This is a genomic window from uncultured Actinomyces sp. (genome assembly GCF_963542285.1).
Lineage (GTDB): Bacteria > Actinomycetota > Actinomycetes > Actinomycetales > Actinomycetaceae > Pauljensenia.
On sequence record NZ_CAUTWQ010000011.1, the window covers coordinates 20976 to 42902 of the forward strand.

At 54.6% G+C, this 21927-nt stretch carries 17 protein-coding genes, 1 tRNA gene and 1 riboswitch; of the genes, 15 read left to right on the forward strand and 3 right to left on the reverse strand.

What is annotated here, in order from left to right; translation table 11 throughout:
• Window positions 1-269 precede the first annotated feature (269 nt).
• The 3 genes from RW023_RS05815 to RW023_RS05825 all read left to right on the forward strand — a co-directional run bounded on the left by RW023_RS05815 (window position 270) and on the right by RW023_RS05825 (window position 3344).
• Complete coding sequence (locus RW023_RS05815) at window positions 270-1076, forward strand: MIP/aquaporin family protein (RefSeq protein WP_315580310.1); 807 nt, start codon at window positions 270-272, stop codon at window positions 1074-1076.
• 40 nt (window positions 1077-1116) lie between these two features.
• Window positions 1117-2637: a glycerol kinase GlpK gene (gene glpK, locus RW023_RS05820; protein WP_315580311.1), complete on the forward strand. Its 1521-nt coding sequence runs from the start codon at window positions 1117-1119 to the stop codon at window positions 2635-2637.
• Between the two features lie 134 nt (window positions 2638-2771).
• Window positions 2772-3344 carry an NYN domain-containing protein gene (locus tag RW023_RS05825; RefSeq protein ID WP_009408661.1) on the forward strand — a complete coding sequence of 191 codons (573 nt, stop codon included), beginning with the start codon at window positions 2772-2774 and terminating at the stop codon, window positions 3342-3344.
• 50 nt (window positions 3345-3394) lie between these two features.
• Here the strand turns inward: RW023_RS05825 and RW023_RS05830 are convergent, their stop codons facing one another.
• Together RW023_RS05830 and RW023_RS05835 are read right to left on the reverse strand one after the other, a co-directional pair.
• Window positions 3395-4111: a PspA/IM30 family protein gene (locus tag RW023_RS05830; RefSeq protein ID WP_315580312.1), complete on the reverse strand. Its 717-nt coding sequence runs from the start codon at window positions 4109-4111 to the stop codon at window positions 3395-3397.
• Window positions 4112-4162: 51 nt separating this feature from the next.
• Window positions 4163-6226, reverse strand: coding sequence for a TPM domain-containing protein (locus RW023_RS05835; RefSeq protein WP_315580342.1), 2064 nt, complete (start codon window positions 6224-6226; stop codon window positions 4163-4165).
• Between the two features lie 94 nt (window positions 6227-6320).
• Between RW023_RS05835 and RW023_RS05840 the strand changes: the two genes are divergently transcribed.
• The 12 genes from RW023_RS05840 (at window position 6321) to RW023_RS05895 (ending at window position 19801) form a co-directional block, all read left to right on the forward strand.
• Entirely contained in the window at window positions 6321-6695 is a 375-nt protein-coding gene (locus tag RW023_RS05840; RefSeq protein WP_034251511.1) for a cold-shock protein, read from the forward strand.
• Window positions 6688-7449, forward strand: coding sequence for a DUF3027 domain-containing protein (locus RW023_RS05845; protein WP_315580313.1), 762 nt, complete (start codon window positions 6688-6690; stop codon window positions 7447-7449). Before RW023_RS05840 ends, RW023_RS05845 begins: the two co-directional genes overlap by 8 nt.
• A 116-nt stretch (window positions 7450-7565) precedes the next feature.
• On the forward strand, window positions 7566-9011 hold the full coding sequence (locus RW023_RS05850) for an NCS2 family permease (protein ID WP_315580314.1): 1446 nt from the start codon (window positions 7566-7568) through the stop codon (window positions 9009-9011).
• 98 nt (window positions 9012-9109) lie between these two features.
• A complete protein-coding gene (locus RW023_RS05855) occupies window positions 9110-10393 on the forward strand; it encodes an MFS transporter (protein ID WP_315580315.1) in 1284 nt (427 codons plus the stop codon).
• A 131-nt stretch (window positions 10394-10524) separates the two neighbouring features.
• Window positions 10525-11214, forward strand: coding sequence for a metal-dependent transcriptional regulator (locus RW023_RS05860; protein WP_315580316.1), 690 nt, complete (start codon window positions 10525-10527; stop codon window positions 11212-11214).
• A gap of 168 nt (window positions 11215-11382) precedes the next feature.
• Window positions 11383-11515: riboswitch (cyclic di-AMP (ydaO/yuaA leader) on the forward strand.
• A 3-nt stretch (window positions 11516-11518) separates the two neighbouring features.
• Window positions 11519-12253: an NlpC/P60 family protein gene (locus RW023_RS05865; RefSeq protein WP_315580317.1), complete on the forward strand. Its 735-nt coding sequence runs from the start codon at window positions 11519-11521 to the stop codon at window positions 12251-12253.
• 157 nt (window positions 12254-12410) lie between these two features.
• Window positions 12411-13340: a universal stress protein gene (locus RW023_RS05870; protein ID WP_315580318.1), complete on the forward strand. Its 930-nt coding sequence runs from the start codon at window positions 12411-12413 to the stop codon at window positions 13338-13340.
• Between the two features lie 110 nt (window positions 13341-13450).
• Window positions 13451-13523 (forward strand) — tRNA-Arg (locus tag RW023_RS05875).
• Between the two features lie 138 nt (window positions 13524-13661).
• Complete coding sequence (locus RW023_RS05880) at window positions 13662-14939, forward strand: MFS transporter (protein WP_399499430.1); 1278 nt, start codon at window positions 13662-13664, stop codon at window positions 14937-14939.
• A gap of 312 nt (window positions 14940-15251) precedes the next feature.
• Window positions 15252-16490, forward strand: coding sequence for an Ig-like domain-containing protein (locus RW023_RS05885; RefSeq protein WP_315580320.1), 1239 nt, complete (start codon window positions 15252-15254; stop codon window positions 16488-16490).
• A 281-nt stretch (window positions 16491-16771) separates the two neighbouring features.
• On the forward strand, window positions 16772-18082 hold the full coding sequence (locus RW023_RS05890; RefSeq protein WP_315580321.1) for an Ig-like domain-containing protein: 1311 nt from the start codon (window positions 16772-16774) through the stop codon (window positions 18080-18082).
• Between the two features lie 408 nt (window positions 18083-18490).
• Window positions 18491-19801, forward strand: coding sequence for an Ig-like domain-containing protein (locus RW023_RS05895; RefSeq protein WP_315580322.1), 1311 nt, complete (start codon window positions 18491-18493; stop codon window positions 19799-19801).
• Between the two features lie 531 nt (window positions 19802-20332).
• On the opposite strand, the gene RW023_RS05900 is transcribed toward RW023_RS05895, so the two are convergent.
• Window positions 20333-21901 (reverse strand): molybdopterin-dependent oxidoreductase, encoded by a 1569-nt coding sequence (locus RW023_RS05900; protein ID WP_315580323.1) that lies wholly within the window; start codon window positions 21899-21901, stop codon window positions 20333-20335.
• Between the last annotated feature and the right edge of the window lie 26 nt (window positions 21902-21927).

Genomic DNA, 21927 nt, shown 5'->3' on the forward strand with positions numbered 1-21927 from the left:
CTAGTATGCCATCCATGAGCACGCACTTGTAGCTGTTTAGTCACCAATTTGCCTATAGGCGAAGTGGCTTCCACATGGTGTACTTGTCCACAGGTTAACCCAAATACATGAACATACGTTCATCCATTTGGGGTGAAGGGCAACAAATGAGATACTAAACGTGATCCACAACGCATCTTCGAATGAGGGTGGTCTGGTGGTACGTGCATGGCGGTGAAATCCCGCCAATGACCCCGTCGCGAAGACGCGACGGAGAAAGTTAGGGAAATATGCTCGCAACAATTCTCCCAGCCTTTGACACGTCAATTCCGGTGACAACGGCGGAGGTCTTCTGGTCTGAGTTCCTTGGGACTGCAGTACTTCTTCTCCTTGGTGGCGGCGTCGTTGCCACGAATCTGCTGCCCAAGTCCAAGGGCAAGGGTGGCGGTTGGCTCATGATCAACTTCGGATGGGGACTTGCAGTATTTGCAGGTGTTTATGTTGCTTTCCGTAGCGGTGGACACCTGAACCCCGCAGTCACCATTGCAAAGGTTGTCGCCTACCTCTTTGATCCCCACACGACTCTCAATGGCGTTCCGCTAGATAAGCCCGCAGCTGTTCTTGTCACTGGCTCGAACGTTGCCGTCTACATCATTGCCCAGTTCCTCGGTGCGTTTGTCGGTGCTGTCCTGTGCTGGCTGACCTTCAAGAAGCACTTCGATGAGGATTGCGATCCTGCTCTGAAGCTCGGTGTCTTCTCGACCGGCCCCGAGATTCGTTCCTACGCTTGGAACTGCGTCACTGAGGCCATCGGCACCGCTGTCCTTATCCTCTGGGTCTTTGTCTCCGGCTACACCGAAACTGCGATTGGCCCGCTTGGCGTTGCTCTCATCATCGTCGTCATCGGCAACTCCCTGGGTGGCCCCACCGGATACGCAATCAACCCCGCTCGTGACCTCGGCCCTCGTATTGCTCACGCGATTTTGCCGATCAAGGGTAAGGGTGGCTCTGACTGGGCATACTCGTGGGTTCCCGTTGTCGGCCCCATCGTTGGTGCTGTGTTGGGAACTGTCCTCTACTTCCTCGTCCTTGTCTGAGTAAATACAACGACGTGACACTATTTTCGAAAGGAAACTCATGACTACTAAAGAATTCGTCATGGCAATCGACCAGGGGACGACTTCAACCCGAGCAATCATCTTCAATCACTCCGGTGAGATTGTCTCCGTTGGGCAGAAGGAATTCACCCAGATCTTCCCGAACCCCGGTTGGGTTGAGCACAACCCGGTCGAGATCTGGGATACCACGCGTCAGGTCGTCGCTGATGCGCTGCAGAAGGCCGAAATTAACCGTCACGAACTGGCGGCCGTCGGCATCACCAACCAGCGTGAAACCACCGTCGTGTGGGATAAGAACACCGGCGAGCCCGTTTACAACGCGATTGTCTGGCAGGACATGCGTACCTCCGACATCGTCAAGGAACTTGAAGGTGACGAGGGGCCCGACCGCTTCCGTCAGATTTGTGGCCTTGGGCTGTCTCCCTACTTCTCCGGTTCGAAGATTAAGTGGATCCTCGACAACGTGGAGGGTGCACGCGAGCGAGCCGAGGCCGGCGATCTCTACTTCGGCAACACCGACTCTTGGGTTTTGTGGAACTTGACGGGCGGCGTGCACGGCGGCGTTCACTACACTGACGTCACCAACGCCTCGCGTACCATGCTCATGGATATCCGCACCCTTCAGTGGCGCGAAGATGTTTGCGAGATTTTCGGCATTCCCATGTCGATGCTGCCTGAGATCAAGTCCTCCTCGGAGATCTACGGTTACGGTCGTAAGAACGGTCTGCTCATTGATACGCCAATTTCGGGCATCCTTGGTGACCAGCAGGCTGCAACCTTTGGCCAGGCTTGCTTCGAAAAGGGCATGGCGAAGAACACCTACGGCACCGGCTGCTTCATGCTGATGAACACCGGCACCGAGCCCGTGTTCTCCAACAATGGTTTGCTCACGACGGTTGCCTACAAGATCGGTGATCAGGCTCCCGTTTACGCTTTGGAAGGATCCATCGCTGTTGCCGGCTCGCTGGTTCAGTGGCTGCGCGACAACCTGGGCATGATCGTGAAGTCCTCCGATATCGGTGAACTGGCACGTACGGTCGAAGACAACGGTGGCGTCTACTTCGTCCCCGCATTCTCCGGTCTTTTCGCACCGTACTGGCGTTCCGATGCGCGTGGCGCAATCGTCGGCTTGACCCGTTACGTCAACAAGGGTCACATTGCTCGCGCGGTTGAGGAATCCACCGCTTTCCAGAGCGCAGAAGTCCTGGATGCAATGAATGCCGACTCGGGTGTTCCTCTCAAGGAGCTCAAGGTCGACGGCGGTATGACGCACGATGATCTGGTCATGCAGTTCCAGGCTGACCTGTGCGGCGTTGATGTTGTTCGACCGAAGGTCATTGAGACCACCGCACTAGGTGCTGCTTACGCTGCGGGCATCGCTGTTGGCTTCTGGTCGGGCACCGACGATGTCGTTGCCAACTGGCAGGAAGGCAAGCGCTGGACTCCTTCAATGGCTCCTGCAGAACGTGATCGCACCTACCGTCTGTGGAAGAAGGCTGTCACCCGTACTCTCGACTGGGTTGACGAGGACGTGAAGTAGTCTCAAGGTATTGAGAGAACAAAGAGGCCGGGGCCGCATCTGCGTTCCCGGCCTCTTGTGTCTCAGGCGCCTCGCGATGAGGATTTCCCCTTAATTCACGCATGTGTCGATGCGCGAAAGTATAGGATTGGACTATGAACCCCCCTGACGCAGAAGCGACATATCTCCTGATCGATGGTGAAAACATCGATGCCACACTTGGGCTTTCCGTTCTGGATCGCCGCCCAACTCCCGATGAGCGTCCACGCTGGGATCGAATTCGTGAAGCGACCGAACAACTCTGGCATCAGCAAGTGCGTGGTCTTTTCTATCTCAATGGAACCTCTGGTTACCTTCCCATGGGCTTTATTCAAGCGCTCCATGCAATGGGTTACCGTGCTCTTCCCCTAGCTGGTCCAGACGACATGAAGGTCGTCGATGTCGGTATTCAACGCACCCTCGAAGCCATTGCAGAGCAAGGATCGGGCTCAGTTATTTTGGCTTCTCACGACGCCGATTTCCTGCCGCAAATTCAGGATCTGCTTGAAAACGGACACCGCGTAGGGATTATGTGTTTCAAGGAGTTCCTCTCCAGCCAGTTCCATGAACTGGAAGATTTAGGCCTTGAAATCATCGACCTTGAATACGATGCGCACGCATTCCAAGTACAGCTTCCACGTATTCACATCATCGATATCGACGACTTCGACCCTTTCGATTATCTCTGACATATAAAAATGTGGGCCCTGATCTAGGGCCCACATTTTTATGCGGTCAATCAGTGCTGCTGCTTCAGTGCCGCAAGACGAGCTTCGATTTCAGCCTGCGAAGAATCGGTCTCCAGCTCTGCGAACTGTGAGTCCAGCGAGGAGGTCGCAACCTCAGCCTTGCCCTGGGCCATTGCCTCGGTACGACGAACCTTGTCCTCGAAGCGCGAGAGCTCGGACGTGGGGTCAAGAACATTGATCGAGGCAACTGCATCCGAAACCTGTGCCTGTGCCTCGGCGGCCTTCTGGCGTGCCACCAGCTGATCACGCTTCGTCTTGAGCTCGCTGAGTTTGTCCTTCATCTGGACCAGCCCGTTCTTGAGCTTGTCGACGACCTCGCGCTGAGAAGCGATCAGTGGCTCAGCGTTCTTTGCTTCGCCCTCGAACTGGATCTGCTTGCCGATGGCGACGCGAGCCAGATCGTCCCACTTCTGTGCGCCGGCCTGGTCGCCGGCTGCGCGCATTTCCTCTGCCTTTGCCGAGGCCGCGGCTGCCTTGCGTCCCCAATCTGCAGCTACTGTGACGTCCTCATCGTGGTCCTTCTCGGCCAAGCGGAGGTTGCCTACGGTCTGTGCAACTGCGGTCTCAGCTTCTGCGATCGAGTTCGTGTAGTCACGAATCAGCTGATCAAGCATCTTCTGAGGGTCCTCGGCACGGTCGAGGATCGCATTGATGTTTGCCTTTGCGAGCTGAGAAATACGTCCAAGAATGGTTTGCTTTTCCGCCATTGTTTCCTCCTTTGGGAAGCGGGAAAAATTATGGTTGAACTATATCCTACTTCAGAAAGAACCGGTGTGACCTGATCCGTTGGAACCGCCGAAGCCGCCTCCGCCGAAGCCGCCACTAAAGCCTCCGCCGAAGTTTCCTCCGCTGGAACCACCCCAACTGGAACCGCCCCCGTCCCAATCGTGACGACGTGAACTTCCTCCAGAGAGCATTCCATTCAAGACAGACCATACAAGCATGCTGCCCATTCCGATTCCATTGACAATTGAGTCACCCGTTGTGGAGTGTTGCGGAGTGTTCAGGGGAGCATTGATTGCGGCCTGCGCGTAGGTAATTGCGTTTCGCGCTTGACTAGCAGCAGTCTCGTCATTGCCTTGGTCATGATAGGAGTGAGCACTCTGAAGTGAGGACTGTGCGAAAGAAAGATTTGAGCGTGCGTCAAAACCAACTAGCGTGCCGTGACTTGTCACGTGCTGGCTTGCACGCGCGACATCGGAATCAGCCTGAGCCAAAAGTGCGTCAATTCCTGACTCAGCTCGCTGGCTGCGTTCTTCTGCGCTACGTAAGGGGGCCAAGGCCTCGTCAAGCGCAGCTTCCGCAACGCGCAAAGACTCAAGCGCGACCAATGGATCACCCTTCCCGTTCTGCGCGGCATTGCCGGCGTTAATTGCTTCTTGAGCGGAGGCAACCAGCTGCTGGAATGCGCTTGGATCCGCATGAAGGCGAGTCACATCGGAAATATCCGAGGTAATTGAACCGATTGCAGCGGTCAAAAGTTCCGAAGAATGTGAAAGTTGATCAGGAGCTTGGGTGATGGCTTCCAGCTGATGGCGCGCCAGCGCCAGAGCCCGACGTGCAACTTCGAGGATCTGAAGTGCGTTCTGACCGTTACTCTCGTTCGCTAGGGCCTCGTTTGTGCTGCTTTCGGCCTGATCCAAGAGGGCGCGGGCCTGGTCGGGACGTCCCTTCAGGGAGGCGACGGCCTCGGGAGAATAGGCGAGCTGGAGGGTCTGAAGGTCCATCTCCGCCTGAGCCACTTGAGTGCGAGTCTGTGCAATCATCTCGAGCAATTCGTGGGCTTGCTGGCCGATATTCGCAACCTGGTTACGGCGCTGAGTGAAAGCATTTTTCTCTGCAACCAATTGGTTCATTGCGGCGTTGAGTTTCCCAACAAACTCTTGGAATTCGTAGGGAGATCGTGGGTGGCTTCCATCTTCGTTTTCGCGCTGCATGGTGAAACCCTTATTGACCAGTGCTCGCGCCGTTTCAAGCGCCTGTGAGTAGGACTTGACGGACTCTGGGCCGAATTGAGCCTGGGCGAATTGGATTTCGTCGTCACTTGAACGAACAATGTCGTCTGCGTCCAGCAGAAGGTGTGCAAGATCCAAGGTCTGCTGAGTATGTTCCTCAGCCTGATTCCGCACGACATTTTTGCGTGTCTTGCGTTGAGAACGCATAACGATAAACAGAAATACGAGGATGATAGCGGGAAGCAGAAGGAACGGAGCCATTGCGCCGATGGCGATGGCCAGTGAGCTCGAGTTGTGCGTGGAGCTGTGAGAAGTCGTCGCGCTGGAATTTGTTGCCGTCGACGAGGTCGTGGTGGATTTAGTTGCTACTCCCGCTTCCAGTTCGGTAACGAAAAGATTGAGGCCAGTAGCCAAAGTTGATTCGTCCAGAGGATCTGCCTTGCCAAGCACGTCCTTTAATCCCGAGAATGCGCTCACAACCGTCGCGTCATCGATCCCTTTTTCGTTTGAATTACCGCACGTGGCCGTCTGGCGTTCTTGCGTTGCAATGACTAAGACCAGCGAAGAACTGGATAGGCCTGATTGGGTACCTACTGTATTGCACCATTCCAGAGGGGTTGTTCCTGAAAAATCTGGGACCACAACGACGTAGGTATCCAGACCTTTTCTTTGAAGGGCACGCAGTTCAGTATTAATGGATTGGACTGAGTTTTCAGACAGGAACGAGGCTGTATCCGTCAGGTTTGTCGTTACGGTCACCGGTGAATCGGCGCGCGCGATTCCGGTCGGTAGACACGTCGCGACAAGCAGCGTAGTGAGCGCGGCGAGAAAAGCCGTACAACGAGAGCGGAAAGCGTGGTAAAACATAGCCACTAGTTTACGGCTAAGAAGCGTTTGATTGACGCGCCATCTATGATGGAGGCTACGTCCTTAGCCGATGACACAGGAAGGAGTGCACAGGATGCCCACTGGTAAGGTGAAGTTTTTTGATGCTGAGCGCGGTTTTGGCTTCATTATGGGAGAAGACGGTGGTCAGGTTTTCCTGCACTCTTCCGCGCTGCCTGAAGGAGTGACGCCTCGTCCCGGGACTCGTGTTGAATACGGAGTTGCCGATGGGCGCAAGGGGCCGCAGGCGCTGTCGGTTCGTATTATTTCCACGCCGCACTCCGTGGCGCGTGCCCAACGACGCAAGCCCGAAACCATGGTGCCCGTCGTCGAAGACTTAATTAAACTGCTCGATGCCTCTTCTGAATCTTTGCGCCGCGGACACTACCCGGAAAATGCGGCAAAGATTGCGAAGGTCATGCGGGCCGTTGCAGAGGATTTTGATGCCTGAGAAAACTGCGTCCGCGCGTGGGCGAATGGATCAGCAGCTCGCCCAAGCGGTGGATTTTGCGCGTGAAAACGCGATCGAAGTCGGGGGAGAAGTCTCTGTCGGAGAGCATCTTTCTTTCGAGATGAATGCCGACCGCCTTGGCACTCACTACTTCGCCTGTAACGATGCCGGTTACGTCGGCTGGCGTTGGTCGGTCACCTTGACGCGCGTTCCACGCTCGCGGAAGATCACGGTGTGTGAAGTTGATTTGGTACCCGGTTCCGGTGCGCTTTTGGCACCCGAGTGGCTCCCATGGGAGGACCGACTGCAGCCAGGCGATGTGAGCCGTGAGGACGTTCTGCCCTACCGTGACGACGATGATCGCCTGATTTCGGGGCTTGAGGACACCGGTGAGGACCCGGATTTGCCAACGGATCGTGAGTTGGGATTGGGGCGCGTTCGCGTTCTTTCTGATAAAGGTCACGATGATGCTGCAAAGCGCTGGTATGCCTCGGATCGCGGTCCCAAACGTGGTCGTCGCCCCAAGCAGACCTGTTCGACCTGCGGCTTCCTCATGAAGATGTCCGGTTCGATGCGTCTAGTCTTTGGTGTCTGTGCAAATGAATGGGCGCAAGATGATGGCTGTGTCGTGAGTTTGGATCACACCTGCGGTGCACACTCTGAAACTGATGTGCCGAACAACGGAACGGATTGGCCGATCCGCCCCTCGCGTATCAACGATTTTCTTGTTGAATCTGAGCGAATCGGGTCCTGAAAAACGAAACTGGTTCTAAATAAGAACTATAAGCAGGTCAACCCGGGAAATCAAAGTGCATCTCGCTGGATGATAAGCGCTTCACTTTGAGTGTTTTTTCAGCGAAACTTTGGGAAGTGAGCACACAAGAAAAAGCGCCATCGAGCGCAAAGCCACTGAATTCCCTTGACACTTTCTTCCACATCACTGAACGTGGATCAACAATTGGTCGCGAAGTCCGAGGTGGCGTGGTCACCTTCTTCGCAATGGCCTACATCCTTGTTGTTAACCCATCGATTCTTTCGGCCGCTCTGCCTCAAGACGGCTCCATTACCCCCGCTGGAATTGCTGCAGGCACCGCACTTGTCGCGGGCATCATGACCATCCTCATGGGTGTCGTTGCGAACTACCCGCTGGCGCTGGCCGCAGGTCTTGGCCTCAATGCAATCGTTGCCTTCACCTTGGTCCTTGGTTCAGGACTAACCTTCCAAGAGGCCATGGGCCTCATCTTCTGGGAAGGTATCCTCATTACCGTTCTGGTTCTCACAGGATTCCGAGACGCGGTCTTCCGCGCAGTTCCGTACCAGATCAAGACCGCTATCTCTGTAGGTATCGGTCTTTTTGTTACCCTGGTTGGCCTGATTAACGCGGGTATCATTCGTGCAGGCTCAACACCGGTTCAGCTTGGTATCAATGGCTCCCTGCAGGGATGGCCGACCTTGGTCTTCGTTGTTGGCCTTGGTCTGACCATCATCTTGTACGTGCGCAAGGTCAAGGGTGCAATGCTCATCGGCCTTATCACTTCCACGGTTTTGGCTGCGATTCTCCAGCTCTTCGTCCACCTTCCCGTACGCAGTGAGAACTCTCCGACCGGTTGGGGACAGACCATTCCGGCACTGAGCGGCTCTCCGATTTCGATCCCCAGCTTTAACTCGCTTTTCCAGATCGATTTCTTTGGCGCCTTCGGAAAGCTCGGCGTTGTTTCGGTTGTTCTGCTGATCTTCTCGCTGATGCTTGCAGACTTCTTCGACACCATGGGAACGATGGTTGCTGTCGGTGCTGAGGGTGATCTTCTGGACGAAGCCGGAAACCCGCCTCACTCCAGCCGTATTCTGCTCATTGACTCCTTGGCTGCTGCTGCAGGTGGTCTGGGTGGTGTCTCTTCGAACACCTCCTACATTGAGTCGACCTCCGGTGTTGGCGAGGGTGCGCGTACTGGTTTGGCCTCGGTTGTCACCGGTGTCCTTTTCCTGCTGTCCACCTTCCTTTCGCCCCTGGTTCAGCTTGTCCCGACCGAGGCCGCCTCGACCGCACTGGTCTTCGTTGGCTTCCTCATGATGGCTCAGGTTCTTGAGGTTGATTGGAAGGATCCGGAGTACGCAATCCCCGGCTTCTTGACCATCGCCTTTATGCCTTTCGCCTACTCGATCTCGGTGGGTATCGGTGTTGGCTTCATTGCCTACACGGTCATTCAGATCACCTTGGGCAAGGCTCGTAAGATTCACCCGCTGATGTGGCTGACCTCGATCCTCTTCGTGGTCTACTTCCTCTTGGGTCCGATTCAGGCTGCTTTGGGAGCCTGACCCGTTATCTACCTTGTGTGGGGGCCGGCATGCGTCGGCCCCTACACGTGTATTTGGGCGTATCCTCAAAAGTGGTCTTGAGCGATGTGGGGGTTTTTGTGTCACGAACTTTTCAGTCATTTGAGTATCGGAGTTTCCGGCATTGGTTTGTTGCCAATGTGTTGGCTGCTTCTGCCCAGTGGATGCAGCGCGTTGCTCAGGACTGGCTTGTTTTGACCGTATTGACGCAGAATTCCTCTTTCCAAATCGGGATCGTCACGGCTCTTCAATTCCTCCCCATTCTTCTTTTGAGTCCCTATGCGGGGGTCGTGGTCGACCGTCTTGATCGCAAAGGAATCATCCAGGTCACCCAGGTATCTTTCGGCGTTTTTGGCCTGCTCTTGGGAATTATGGTTTTTACGGGGCATGCGCATCTGTGGCTGGTGTATGCCTTAGCCTTTGGCGGGGGAGTGGCCGCGGCTTTCGACTCTCCTGCGCGCCAGGCTTTTGTTTCCGAGCTTGTCCCCGCTTCATCGATTACGAACGCTGTAGCGCTCAACTCCGTTGCTTTTAATTTTGCCCGTCTGGTAGGCCCCGCGATTTCTGGCCTGATGATTGATTGGGTGGGCGAGGCCTGGGTCTTCTTTGTGAACTCGGGAATGTTCCTGATTGCCGCGATGTTCACGACATCAATTCGCCATAAAGATTTAGTGCCTCGCCGGCCGGTTCCTCGGAAGAAAGGGCAGCTGCGTGAGGGGCTTGTGTATTTACGAGGCCGTCCCGATCTTATTCTGATCATTGTCGTAGTCGGTTTTGCGTCGGCTTTGGTTCTTAATCAGCAGCTCACGACGGCTGTCATGGCGACAACGGTTTTCCATAGGGGAGCAGGCCAGTACGGTATGTTGAGCGCACTGATTGCGGTCGGATCGTTTTCTGGGGCACTTTTTGCTGCGCGTCGGAAGCGTCCGCGTCTTCGTTTGGTCGTTGGCTCGACTATTGCATTGGGCGTTATATCAACGATTCTGGCATTCGCACCCACTTATGAAATCTATGGGATTATGTGCATTCCGACGGGTTTTGCCATGATCACCATGCTCACTTCTGCAAATGCTGCAGTTCAAACAACGACTGCAGAAGATGTACGTGGACGGATTTTGGCGCTATACGGCATGGTCGTTATGGGGTCGACACCTATCGGTGCTCCCTTTGTGGGGTGGATCGGTCAAGTGATTGATGCTCGTGCCTCGATTTGGGTGGGTTCAGTCTCGACCCTGATTGTCACGATTATTGCTGCAGTGGTGTGTATGAAACGGTGGGATATCCATCTGCATGTTCGCGCGGGTGCGCACCCCGTTGAAATCGAGAACCCGAATGCTCATTACGATCCCCATACGGGGAATTAGAAACATCGGCTTATCTCAATTGATGCCGAAGTTGCCCATCTGACTCCCCGTGACGCGCGGTTTTCCAAGCTAATAAACACCATGGCGCGGAAATATGTACTCTGAGGTCAGAAACTACCTATGGAGGAATCGTGAGCGATCTGATCGATACCACCGAAATGTATCTCAAGACGATTTTTGAGCTTGAAGAAGACGGTGTTACGCCTCTTCGTGCTCGAATTGTCGAGCGATTGGGACACTCTGGCCCCACGGTTTCGCAAACAATTGGACGAATGGAACGTGACGGCCTCGTGCATGTCATGGGGGACCGGCGGCTGGAACTAACGGCTCTGGGACGTGAGCGCGCCATTGAAGTTGTTCGCAAGCACCGCCTTGCTGAGCGTCTTTTGACTGATGTCATCGGTTTGGATTGGGCCCACACCCATGAGGAAGCGTGTCGCTGGGAGCACGTCATGTCGGATCGAGTCGAGAAGCGTCTTGGGGAAATTCTTCATAACCCGACCACCGATCCCTATGGAAACCCGATTCCTCGAACGGATGGGGTCTCAGACGGTATTTCGATGGAACTGGCATTGCGAATGGGGGAGTCCACTTCTGGGACGGTTACCCGAATTGGTGAACCCATCCAGGCGGAGACGGAAGTGTTGGCGGCCTTTGCTCGGTGCGGAGTGCGTCCAGGGGCTCGAATTAACTTCGAGGCTGACCCTCGTGAGGTCGTTCTTGAGGTAACGCACACCGCTGATGGGAAGGAATCGGTACCCGGTCAGGCTGTTCAACTGCCTTTGACGCTCGCTCCGCACCTTTTCATCACGCTTAATTAAGTTCTCTGACCAACAATTCTGAAAGTTAGCTGCAAAACCTTAAGAAAACCTGTAATATGTTCGTCATCGTTTCGTTACATTGACGTGACATTTCAGGGTCAGTACAGTAGACTCATAAATGGCCGCACTGGCCGACCGTTCTTCGTTAACCGAGGTTGAACCGCGAAGAAATAGGTAAGACGAAGGTTCAACGCGGGGAAACCACTTACGACCTTTGGGTCTTGGGGTGAAGCTTGGGAAACCAAGCCGGGCTCTCCCGCCCGAACCCGACAGCTCACCTCGCAGGTCAAAGAGGAGATTACTTGTGACAACTGGTAAGCCCGCGCCGCGGCACCGCAAGGCGCGCCGCCCGATGGCCCCTGTTTTCGACTTGGCTGACACGCTCACCGCGTTCAAGACACCGCTTCGTGGCACCGCTGCTGCGTCGGCCGCTGGACTCGCTCTGACCGCTGTCGTCGGTGGCACTGCAACTGCAGCCCCCACCGTCCATGATGCCGCAGTCGATACTTCGAACAACACCGCGACCGTTCTGCCTACGACGGTTTCGGTCCCGGATATCGCCTGGTCTGCTAGTGATGAAGTTTCTGCTTCAGCTGAAGCCCCGACCGCTGTTGCGACGACGAATACTACTTCGCGTGATTACACTCGTACGGATCTGAGCGATTCGGCGACTTCGTCTTCGGCGACTTCGTCTGCAGCAGTGAACCCCTCGGGCTCTGACATCGTCTCAATTGCGATGTCTCTCACTGGTATTCCTTACGTCTACGGTGGTTCAACCCCCGCGGGCTTTGACTGCTCGGGCTTCACCCAGTACGTCTACGCCCAAGTTGGTATTTCCATTCCCCGTACTTCCGGTGCACAGGGTGCAGCAGGCACCTTCGTCTCGGCTTCCGAGGCTCGTCCCGGTGACTTGGTGTGGCACTCCTACGGACACGTGGGCATCTACGCCGGTAACGGAATGGTTATCGAAGCAACGACTCCCGGCTCTGTGACAAAGATCCAGCCGCTGTGGGGTAACTACAGCTTCGTGCGCTACTGAGTTTTGTGTGATAGGGAAGGGGTCGCTTCGGCGGCCCCTTTTCTGTATCCGCCTGCGCTCCGTGATATTCAGTTTTTCGCTGTGGAATCACTGAAGTACTGACATTTCACGTGCGAATAGGGCAAAATAGTGGTGACGTAATCACGAGGAGGTAGTCATGGGGACATCAGAAGTGATTTTGGTCGGCGTCGATGGCTCAAAGGAGAGCTTCGCAGCAGTTAAGTGGGCCGCAGAGCGTTCAAAGATTCGCTCATGCAGACTCCATATTATTTGTACGTATGCCGTTGCATCGTATGCTGCGGCAACCCTGGATGGCGGATATGCGGTTCTCGACGATGCGGCTCTTAAAGAAGGAGCATCGCAGATCGTCAAGCAAGGCGTTGATCTCGCAAAGGAAGTTGGAGCTCCTGACGTTCATGGCCTCGTTGAGGCTGGTGATCCCGCTGGCATTCTTATCGACATGTCGCGCGAAGTCGACTTGATTGTTGTTGGCTCGCGCGGTGGTGGTGGTTTCGCCGACCGCCTCTTGGGCACCGTGTCTTCCGCGCTTCCTGCCCATGCTCATTGCCCGGTTGTTATTGTGCCTCGCCATACTTCCGGTAAGGCATTTACTCCCATTGAGCGTATTGTCGTTGGCTCCGATGGGTCCGAAGGTGCGACCTCGGCGCTCAAGCGTGCGGTTGACGAGGCTGAGCTGTGGGACGCTCGCCTGACCGCAGTTGCCGCAGTGCCGATGGCAACGGGTACGACAATGATGGCTTGGTTGCCAGCCAATATTGATCGCGACAAGCTTCTCAAGGATGTCAAGGAGGGTCTTGATAACGCTGTTGACGCAGCCTTGGATGGACGCCAGCGCAAGGTTGCTCGTCATGCCTTGGATGGGTCCCCCTCATCGTTGCTCATCGAGTTCTCGACTGCCGTCGATTTGGTTGTCGTCGGCACCCGAGGTCGCGGTGGCTTTGCCGGCATCTTATTGGGTTCGACTTCGCAGACGGTGATCGCGCACTCGACCTGTCCGGTAATGGTGGTTCCATCTGCTCACCATGATGTGTCGCCTGATCCTTCGCAGGAGTGGAGTAGGCGCTGATCATGCGTTTTTAAATAGCGGCGGCATCTTCGGGTGTCGCCGCTTACGTATATGCATTCTTTTTCGAGAGTCTGAGAAACGAAGAGGTGGGTGATACCCTATGGGGGTGCGCCCTCGTAGCTCAGGGGATAGAGCACCGCTCTCCTAAAGCGGGTGTCGGACGTTCGAATCGTCTCGGGGGCACAGAAGATACAAAAACGGCTTGGTTTTCAAGTCGTTTTTGTATTTTTCTATTCGGAGAGAAGTTTCCAGATTCGCGCGTTTGCGTCATCGGGGTAGTGAAGACTTAACGCGAAGCAGGATGGGGAAGAAGTGAACAGGGTGATTGGGCGCTTGCTGAATCATCCTCTCACGCGCAATTCCGCTTTCATGCACCTGTGGGCCGGCCAGACCGCAGCTGAGTTTGGTTTCCAAGTAGCCACTCTTGCAACCTCGGCAATCGCTATCTCTCTATTGCACGCCACGGAGTCTGAAGTTGGCATCCTCACCGGTTTACAGACACTCGCATTTCTTCTCATCGGCCTACCCGCGGGTGCGTGGGTTGATCGCTGGCGTAAACGCCGGGTCATGATTGTTTCAGACCTTGCGCGGGTTTTTGCACTCATTTCGATTCCGATCGCCTATGAGTGGTTTACGCTTACGCTCACGCACCTGATGATCGTTGCTGCGCTCTTAGGGCTTGCGACAGTCTTCTTCGATGTTGCCTATCAGTCCTACGTTCCGGCAATCGCATCCACACGGTATATCGCAGCCGCGAATGGCCGGCTCGAGGCCTCGTACCAGGTTGGTGCTGCGGGTGGCCCTGGTTTAGGTGGCTGGCTCTTGGGGGTCTTTGCGCCTCCGCTTGCCTACGTATTTTCCGCAGCAACGTACGTGTTTTCGACGGTGGCGATTTGGCGAATTCGAACACCTGAGCCTAAACCCGAGCGCCCTAGTGCTTCGTTGTTTGCGCAAATCCGCGAGGGGTTGAGCTTCGTTCGACACGAGCCTCTGCTTTTTCCCCTGTTCTCGTGTATCTCCTTTGCTGCTTTTACGGGTTCAGGGTTGCGAGTTCTCTTGCCGATTTTGGTGCTTCGAACACTGGGCATGAATGCGACGCAACTAGGGGTACTTCTGAGTGCGGGAGCGATTGGCGGCATTTTTGGCGCGATGACTCGTTCCCTGTGGCTTGGGCGCCTAGGGATCGGGCGTTGCATCGTGATCACTTACGTAGTTGGGGTTGCGATCCTTCTCTTGCAGCCGGCGGCACTTCATGTGCCCGAGATTGCGGACTGGGTCATCGCTGGCGCGGGAATTGTCTACTCCTATTTCATTACCATCTACAACGTGACGCAGATGAGTTTGCGGCAGGAAATTTGCCCTAAGTGGATGCTTGGGCGTATGAATGCAACCTTCCGTTTCGCGGTGTGGGGAGTGATGCCCCTGGGATCGGTCGCTGCTGGTCTTCTTGCGTCTGTTGTGGGTGTCGAAGTTGCAATGTATATCTTCGTTGTTCTGTCAGTGCTTGCCGGTGTCGCGATGGCGTTCACTCCTGCGGCTCGGATTAAAGATTCTCATATGACTTTGGATCCGAGCCAAGCTGGGGGTTGCGGCAAGTGACCAATTTGCCGAGGCCGCACTCATTGCCCGTCGGGCGCAATGAGTGGTCGGTGATCGTAAGCGTGGCTGGTGTGTAATTTCGCACCAGCCACTTTTTCTATAAGGATCTGAAATTTTCATCTGGCCTTCATTTGCATAGGGGAATTTCGGAAGAATAAAACTCGTCTCATGCCCTTTAATTAGGAGTTTTCCTTGCAATATCCAGAAAATGTAGAAAGTGTGAGAAATCTATGAATTTTAGCTGAATGTTGCTGTGTTGGCATTCAAGTTGCCTCAATACAGTCCGACGTTCTCAATGAAAGATAACTTGTGATGAACTCTGAAGTGATACGCGTCCGCCCGGTGTATTCTTGGGGAGCTACGGCACTCGCTTGTGCGCTAGTTGGTGCTGGAGCTTCTGTCGGTGTGATGACCTCGAACGGCGTCGCACAGGCCGCGGATGTCAATGTGGTTACCGATGCGTCGATCAAGAACACCTCGCATCCAAATGGTCCCAACAACGTCTTCGACTCTTTCAGTGCCGTTTTCTCCTTCGATACGACCGGTAAGACTGTAGCCGAAAATGGCACGCTCACTATTAAGCTTCCCAAGGAATTGAGAACTCGTCAGGCTTCTTTCGATGTGACTGATACTCAGACTGATGGCGTAGCGCTTCGGTGCTCGGTTCCTTCTGGTGAAGGGCCTGAACTTACCTGCGTTTTCACCGACTACATGAAGACGCATGAAAATGCGAAGGGGCAGATTCACTTGGTTGGTGATATAGCCGCTGAATCTTCAAGTGAGAATTTGAACTTCACCGTGAATCACACAGTGACGCTTCCTGTGCCCATGCCCAATGGAAAGATTGTTCCGAAGTCTAATGCTCATGCTCCTGTGAAGGCCTATAAGGATGGCTGGCAGCTTCACAATGGGCATGATGAGCGCTTTACATGGGAGGTCTATATCCCTGAGCGCCAAAACCATGCAAGCACCATTAGCGTGACCGATACTTTTGATCCCGCCAACGGTGGCTACAAGCTTTTCAATGATCCGAACGGTGCATGGCAGCGTACGCGTCTTCTGAAGTGGAATTCGCTGGAAGATTTCCAGAATGACCCGAAGCGTGAGAATTTTGCTGAGAAGGTCAATGTCGGTGGCTCGATCAATGGTGGAACCTTCACCATGACAGAGACTGCTGACGGTTTTGTCGCATCTTTCCCGAACTCGGGTGGCGATGCTTACTACTTGCTCAAGTACTACACAGAACTGAAGGTTCCTGCGAGTGCAAGCGTCGGCAGTGCGTTCAAGAACACTGCTGTCGTCAATGACCAAGTTACCGAGAAGAGCATCGTCATTAGCACCGCCGGGTGGGGCGATGTCGATGCAGATAAGAAGAAGACTCCGACCCCGACTCCCTCTACTACCACGCCGGAGCCCGAACCCAGTGTTTCAACGTCGACTGAAGCTCCTAAGGTCCTGGCCCACACGGATGCAAGTGCTGCGATTGTCCTTCTCGCCGGCGCCTTGGCTGGCACGCTGGGCGCAATGCTTTCGCGTCGACGCGCACAGTAACTTAATTTCTCGCTAGTCTGATTGACCGGTGTCTCCGTACGGAGACACCGGTCAATCATTTTGTACGTAACATAGCGCTAGAGGAGTGCCGGGCGGCTCTTTATGACATAGCTCAATATATATATCGGTATTTGTCTGAAAAAATTTCTGAGAATCCGCAGAAAATGGCCAAAATTTCTGATGTTATTCGCGGTGTAACCTGAGTTGAAGCTGAATGTGGGTGTGATAGTCTTCTAATGCTTGGTCACTCGTGTCACAACCCTCCAGAAAGAAGTGGCTTCATGATTTTCAATGCTTCAGGTGCGCGTCTTCGCCGCGCCTCGATTGCAGGTGCACTGATCTGTACACTCTCCGGTGCTGGTGCGATGATGGTGATGACCGCATCTCCATCTCGCGCGGATCACGTGCCCGTCGAGGTAAACCAAGTCGTCAAGAACGTCGTAATGAAGAACCGTTCGACTCCGAACGGCCCTAACCTTGTGTGGGATAACTTCACGATGGACTTCAGCTTCGACACGACTGGTGTGGATGTTGCCGAAACGGATACCATCACCATCCAGTTGCCCAGCGAGCTGCGCACCCGCGAAGCCTACTTTGATGTCACCGATAAGAACACCGGTGGCGTCGCAATGAAGTGTGTCATCCCCAATGGCGTGGGACAGACGCTGCGCTGTGCGTTTACGGACTACGCAGATAACCACATCAACATGAAGGGCGACATTCACGTCCTCGCAGATGTGGTTCGTGCGACCACTTCAACGCGCTTTGAGTTCAAGATCGGCCATGACATCGTCCTAGCTGCGGACATTGAAAACGGTAACGTCGTTCCGAACACGAACGGCTACGCTCCCGATACTCCGTGGAAGCATGGCTGGCAGCTGCACGAGGGACACGAAGAACGTTTTACCTGGGAGGTCTACATCCCAGAACGTAACATTCACTCGGATACCATTTCGGTGACTGACACCTTCGACACTGCTCATGGCGGCTACAAGCTGTTCAATGACCCCTCAACGGATCCGAATGCATGGCAGCGCACAAGCTTGCTCAAGTGGAACTCTCTTGATGACTTCAAGGCTGACCCGAGTCATCAGAACTACGTTGAGAGCATTCCCGTTGGGGGAGCGGTCAATGGAGGCACCTTCACCATGACCGAGACCTCGACCGGATTCGTTGCTTCTTTCCCGAACTCGAACAGCGACGCCTACTACATGATCAAGTACTTCACCGTGCTGAATATTCCGGAGAATGCAAAGGCTGGAAATGTCTTCAGTAACAAGGCCGATGTCAATGGAATGACCGCTGAGCGCATTATCGCGATTGATACGGTTGGCTGGGGCGGTCTCTCGGGTGAGAATCGCCCAACTCCTCCCGCTCCCTCGACCTCGACTCCTCCGGCTACCACGGTGACACCCTCGCCCTCTGAGTCGACAACCGAGGCGACACCTTCCCCCACGACCAGCACCACTCCTTCGCCGAAGACTCCCTTGGCCCACACCGGTGTTATGACTGCTCCAATGATCGGTTTGGGTGCGCTTGGACTGGCATTGGGCGCTGCGCTCATGCGTCGCCGCGAGCAAGCCTCGGCATGAGGCGAGTAGGCACCTTCGTGTAGAACGAAAGTATGATCATGGGCCCCATCCTCGTGGATGGGGCCCATTGCTTTACCCAAAATTGCGGGTGATCAGGGGCTATTTGTCTGAATGTGTGCTGTTGGTCAGTTCGCGGTCCTTGGAAAACTCAGAGTTCAAGCGATGGTGTTTCCTTCAAGTTATTAATTTCTTACGATCTGTCAGAAACTGAGACTTCTTGAAGAATATTCAGGAATGTATCGGGGAATCGGCTGATGTTGAATGTGTATATCGTTGGTATTCTGCGGATTTCCTGAAATTGGTATTGTTGTTTGAGAAATAATCGCTTGACCAAAGCTGAAGATGAAAGTGTTAGCCTGAAAGGGCTTAGCCGCTTAAGCGGTATCCCTCCAGAAAGACACATACGTCATGAATAACGAAGCTACGCGCGCGCAGTTGCGTCGCGTTCCTCTCGCTGGCGCCCTCACAGTCGCTTTGCTCGGTGCCGGCGCGCTTAGCGTTTTTGCACCCACTGTCCCCGCGGCCTCGGCAGTGGAAGTCAACAACGTTGTCACCAGCGTAACGATGACAAATGAATCCAGTCCCAACGGGCCCAATATGATTTGGGATGAGTTTTCAGCGGATCTCACTTTTGATACGACGGGAAAGAATGTCTCTGAAGGCGACACTCTGACGATCCAACTCCCTCGAGAACTGCGTACACGCAGTGCAAACTTCGATGTCATTGACAAGAATGGCGGCGGCGTTGCGCTTAAGTGCTCGGTCCCCGCGGGCACCGGACAGATCGTCAACTGTGTTTTTACCGATTACGTCAAGACCCACGTCAATGCCAAGGGCGATATCCACGTCCGTGCCGACATGGCCATGACCACAACGACGGATCGCTTCACCTTTACAATTGGTCACTCGGTCACGATCGAGGCCAAGATCGATCACGGCAACGTTGTTTCTAACAAGTACAGCTGGGTCCCCAAGCAGCCCTGGAAGTACGGTTGGCAGCTGCATGAAGGTCACAACGAGCGTTTCACCTGGGAAATTCACATTCCCGCCAAATCGGTGCAAGGATCGGTCATTACCGTGACTGACACCTTCGATACCGCTAACGGTGGCTATAAGCTCTTCAACGATGGCAAGAAGAACCAGCAGGCGCGTTTGCTGAAATGGAATACCACCGAGGCCTACCGCAACGACCCCTACCACCAGCGTCCCAGTCAGCTGGTGTGGGTGGGAGGCTCCATCGATGGTGGCACCTTCACAATGACTGAAACTGCTAACGGTTTTGTCGCTTCGTTCCCCAAGGCCAGCGATGATGCCATTTACGAGCTCAAGTACTACACCGAGCTCAACACCCCTGAGGGACTGAAGATCGGAAACGTCTTCAAGAACACTGCGGTTATCAATGGTCAAACCGCTGTTAAGAACATCGAGATCGAAACGGTCGGTTGGGGAAACGTTGAGGGACAGTTGAAGACGACTCCGCCTACTCCGTCGGTGACGACTCCTCCGGCAACGACTGTGACCCCGTCGCCCTCTGTGTCGACGACCGAGGCCACTCCTTCCCCTTCGACCAGTACCACTCCTTCGCCGAAGACCAGTACCACTCCTTCGCCGAAGACTCCCTTGGCGCATACCGGCGTTATGACTGCTCCGGCAATCGGTTTGGGTGTGCTTGGACTGGCATTGGGCGCTGCGCTGATGCGTCGTCGTCAGCAGGCCTGAGGGGTGCTTGTGCCTTGAGTTCGGCCGTAGGTTCGAGCTTCTGAAGTAGCCGAGTTTCTGAGGCGTCGAGTTTCAGAGCCGGTATGCTCGGTGAATAGGCTCTCGCGAAACATATATCAGGTGGGTCCCATCCTTTTGGATGGGACCCACCTATGTTTGAGTCTCAAGTGCTGTCGGGTCTTTGCCACGTTGCTCCCGCTTCTTGCTGCTTGCGTTGCCCGCGGCCTCGTTCCCTACTGGCCTTCGTAATTGACACATGAAGTCGACGAAAAGCATAGGTTATAGCCTGTGTTTTTGCTGACTTCGTGTGTCAATTACGGGCGGGTGCTGATTTGCGTGTTTTGGGTCCCTTGGACAGCATCTTCATATGTTGGAACGGAGGCGTTTCGGGCGTGCCTCGACGCATTCTCCCGCCACTAATGCTCCACACGAAGCCAGGGAATGTCACAGCTTGTATCATGTGTCTTTTGCCGACTTCGTGTGGAGTAGAGGAACGGGTGGGCCGGATAAGCCGGATGAGCACCCGGCGCTCTATGCGCGTGCGTCAAAGTGTTGCAGGCCGGAGTCCTCACGGGAACCGCCCTGGCCATCGCCGACATCGTGGTAGTCGTGAATCCATTCGATACGGTGAACCCACTTGACCATCTTGTAGCCGTGCTGAGAATCAGCACGCAGACGCAGAGGGCCGCCATATACGTCGGGCAGGGGCTCACCGTTCATGGCCCATGCGAGGATGCATTCATCATCGTCAACCATGGAGGGCTCCAGGCACTCGTAGTACGGAGTTGTTGGACCGCCGTCGTACATATGTCCCACGTGACCGTAGGAAGTGACCATAACGTAGCGTGCGCCCTCGGTAGGCTTCACCAAAGCTAAGACGTCCTTCAAACGGATGCCTTCCCACTTTGCAATGCCGGTCCATCCCTGCATGCAGGTGTGCATGGTGATGTTAGTGACGTGGCCAAGTGCCTTGAGCTCATCAATCGAGAAGGACTTCTCTTCCTCGACCAAACCGCCAATCTCTAGGCGGTAGTCCTCGAAGCCGCGTTCACGCATGTCAACCCACTCTTCGGATTGCTCGCGTGTCGGGGGACGAGTGTTCACCCAGTGGAAAGGCGAAATATCATCTTCGGTAAACGTGCCTGTCTTGACCTGACGAGAGTGCATCTTGTCGAGGGTGAGCGAACGGATAGGCTGGGTTGCTCCCCAGATTAGGCGCTGTGCGCGGCGCTTGTCAGCCAACGACCAGTAGGATGCGCCAATCCATAGAGCGATTGCAAAAACAATTCCAAGGATCAGCATTGTCACAGCCTGGGCGAATTGTGCTGCAGTAATGTCGTTGTAGTTTTCGCCCAACATCATGTGTGCGATGTTGTACTGCGGGTGAACAATGAATACCAGCGCAACGTGAATGACGACAAAGACGCAGTAGAACGCCATTCCAAGGAAGTGGATGGAACGCGCCGTCTGACGGTTATGGAAGAGCTTGACGTAGCGAGGGAAGCGCCCTGCGAAGGTTGGAGACATGATCGGTCCGGTTGCGATCATCAAAGGCGCAACGATGAAGACAACTGTGAAGTACATGAGCTTCTGCAGTGCGTCATAGGGCTGGAAATGCTCGATTGAAGGGATCTGCAAGCCCATGTAGATCTTGGCGCTTTCCCAGGCCTCGGGGAAAATTGACCATGACGTCGGGACGATGCGGCGCCACTGGCCGGTTCCAAAGAGTAGAGCAACGTAGATAAAACCGTTGAGCAGCCAGATTGAGGTAACTAGGGCGTGCCATGCGCGTCCAAGTCCAATTTCGCCTCGTCCGGGAAGGGAGATCAGCGGGTGAAGACTGCGCTGATCGTCGCGAGCGGTGAACTCGCCGGGGACAGTTGAAACCTTGTCCTTGGTGAATTTGATCCACTCAGAGCCGGGGGTGCAGTGGTTATTCCAGTACAGTCGCGGGTGAGATGCTAGAACTTCCCAGCCGGATCGAATGAGGAACCCCATCATGATGAAGTTGATGAAGTGGGTGATTCGAAGCCACGCGGGGAAGGTATCCAGATCAACACCATTCACGATATTCGCGACTGCAATAAATGAGTGCGACATGGTGATTCCTTAGTCGATGCTGACAC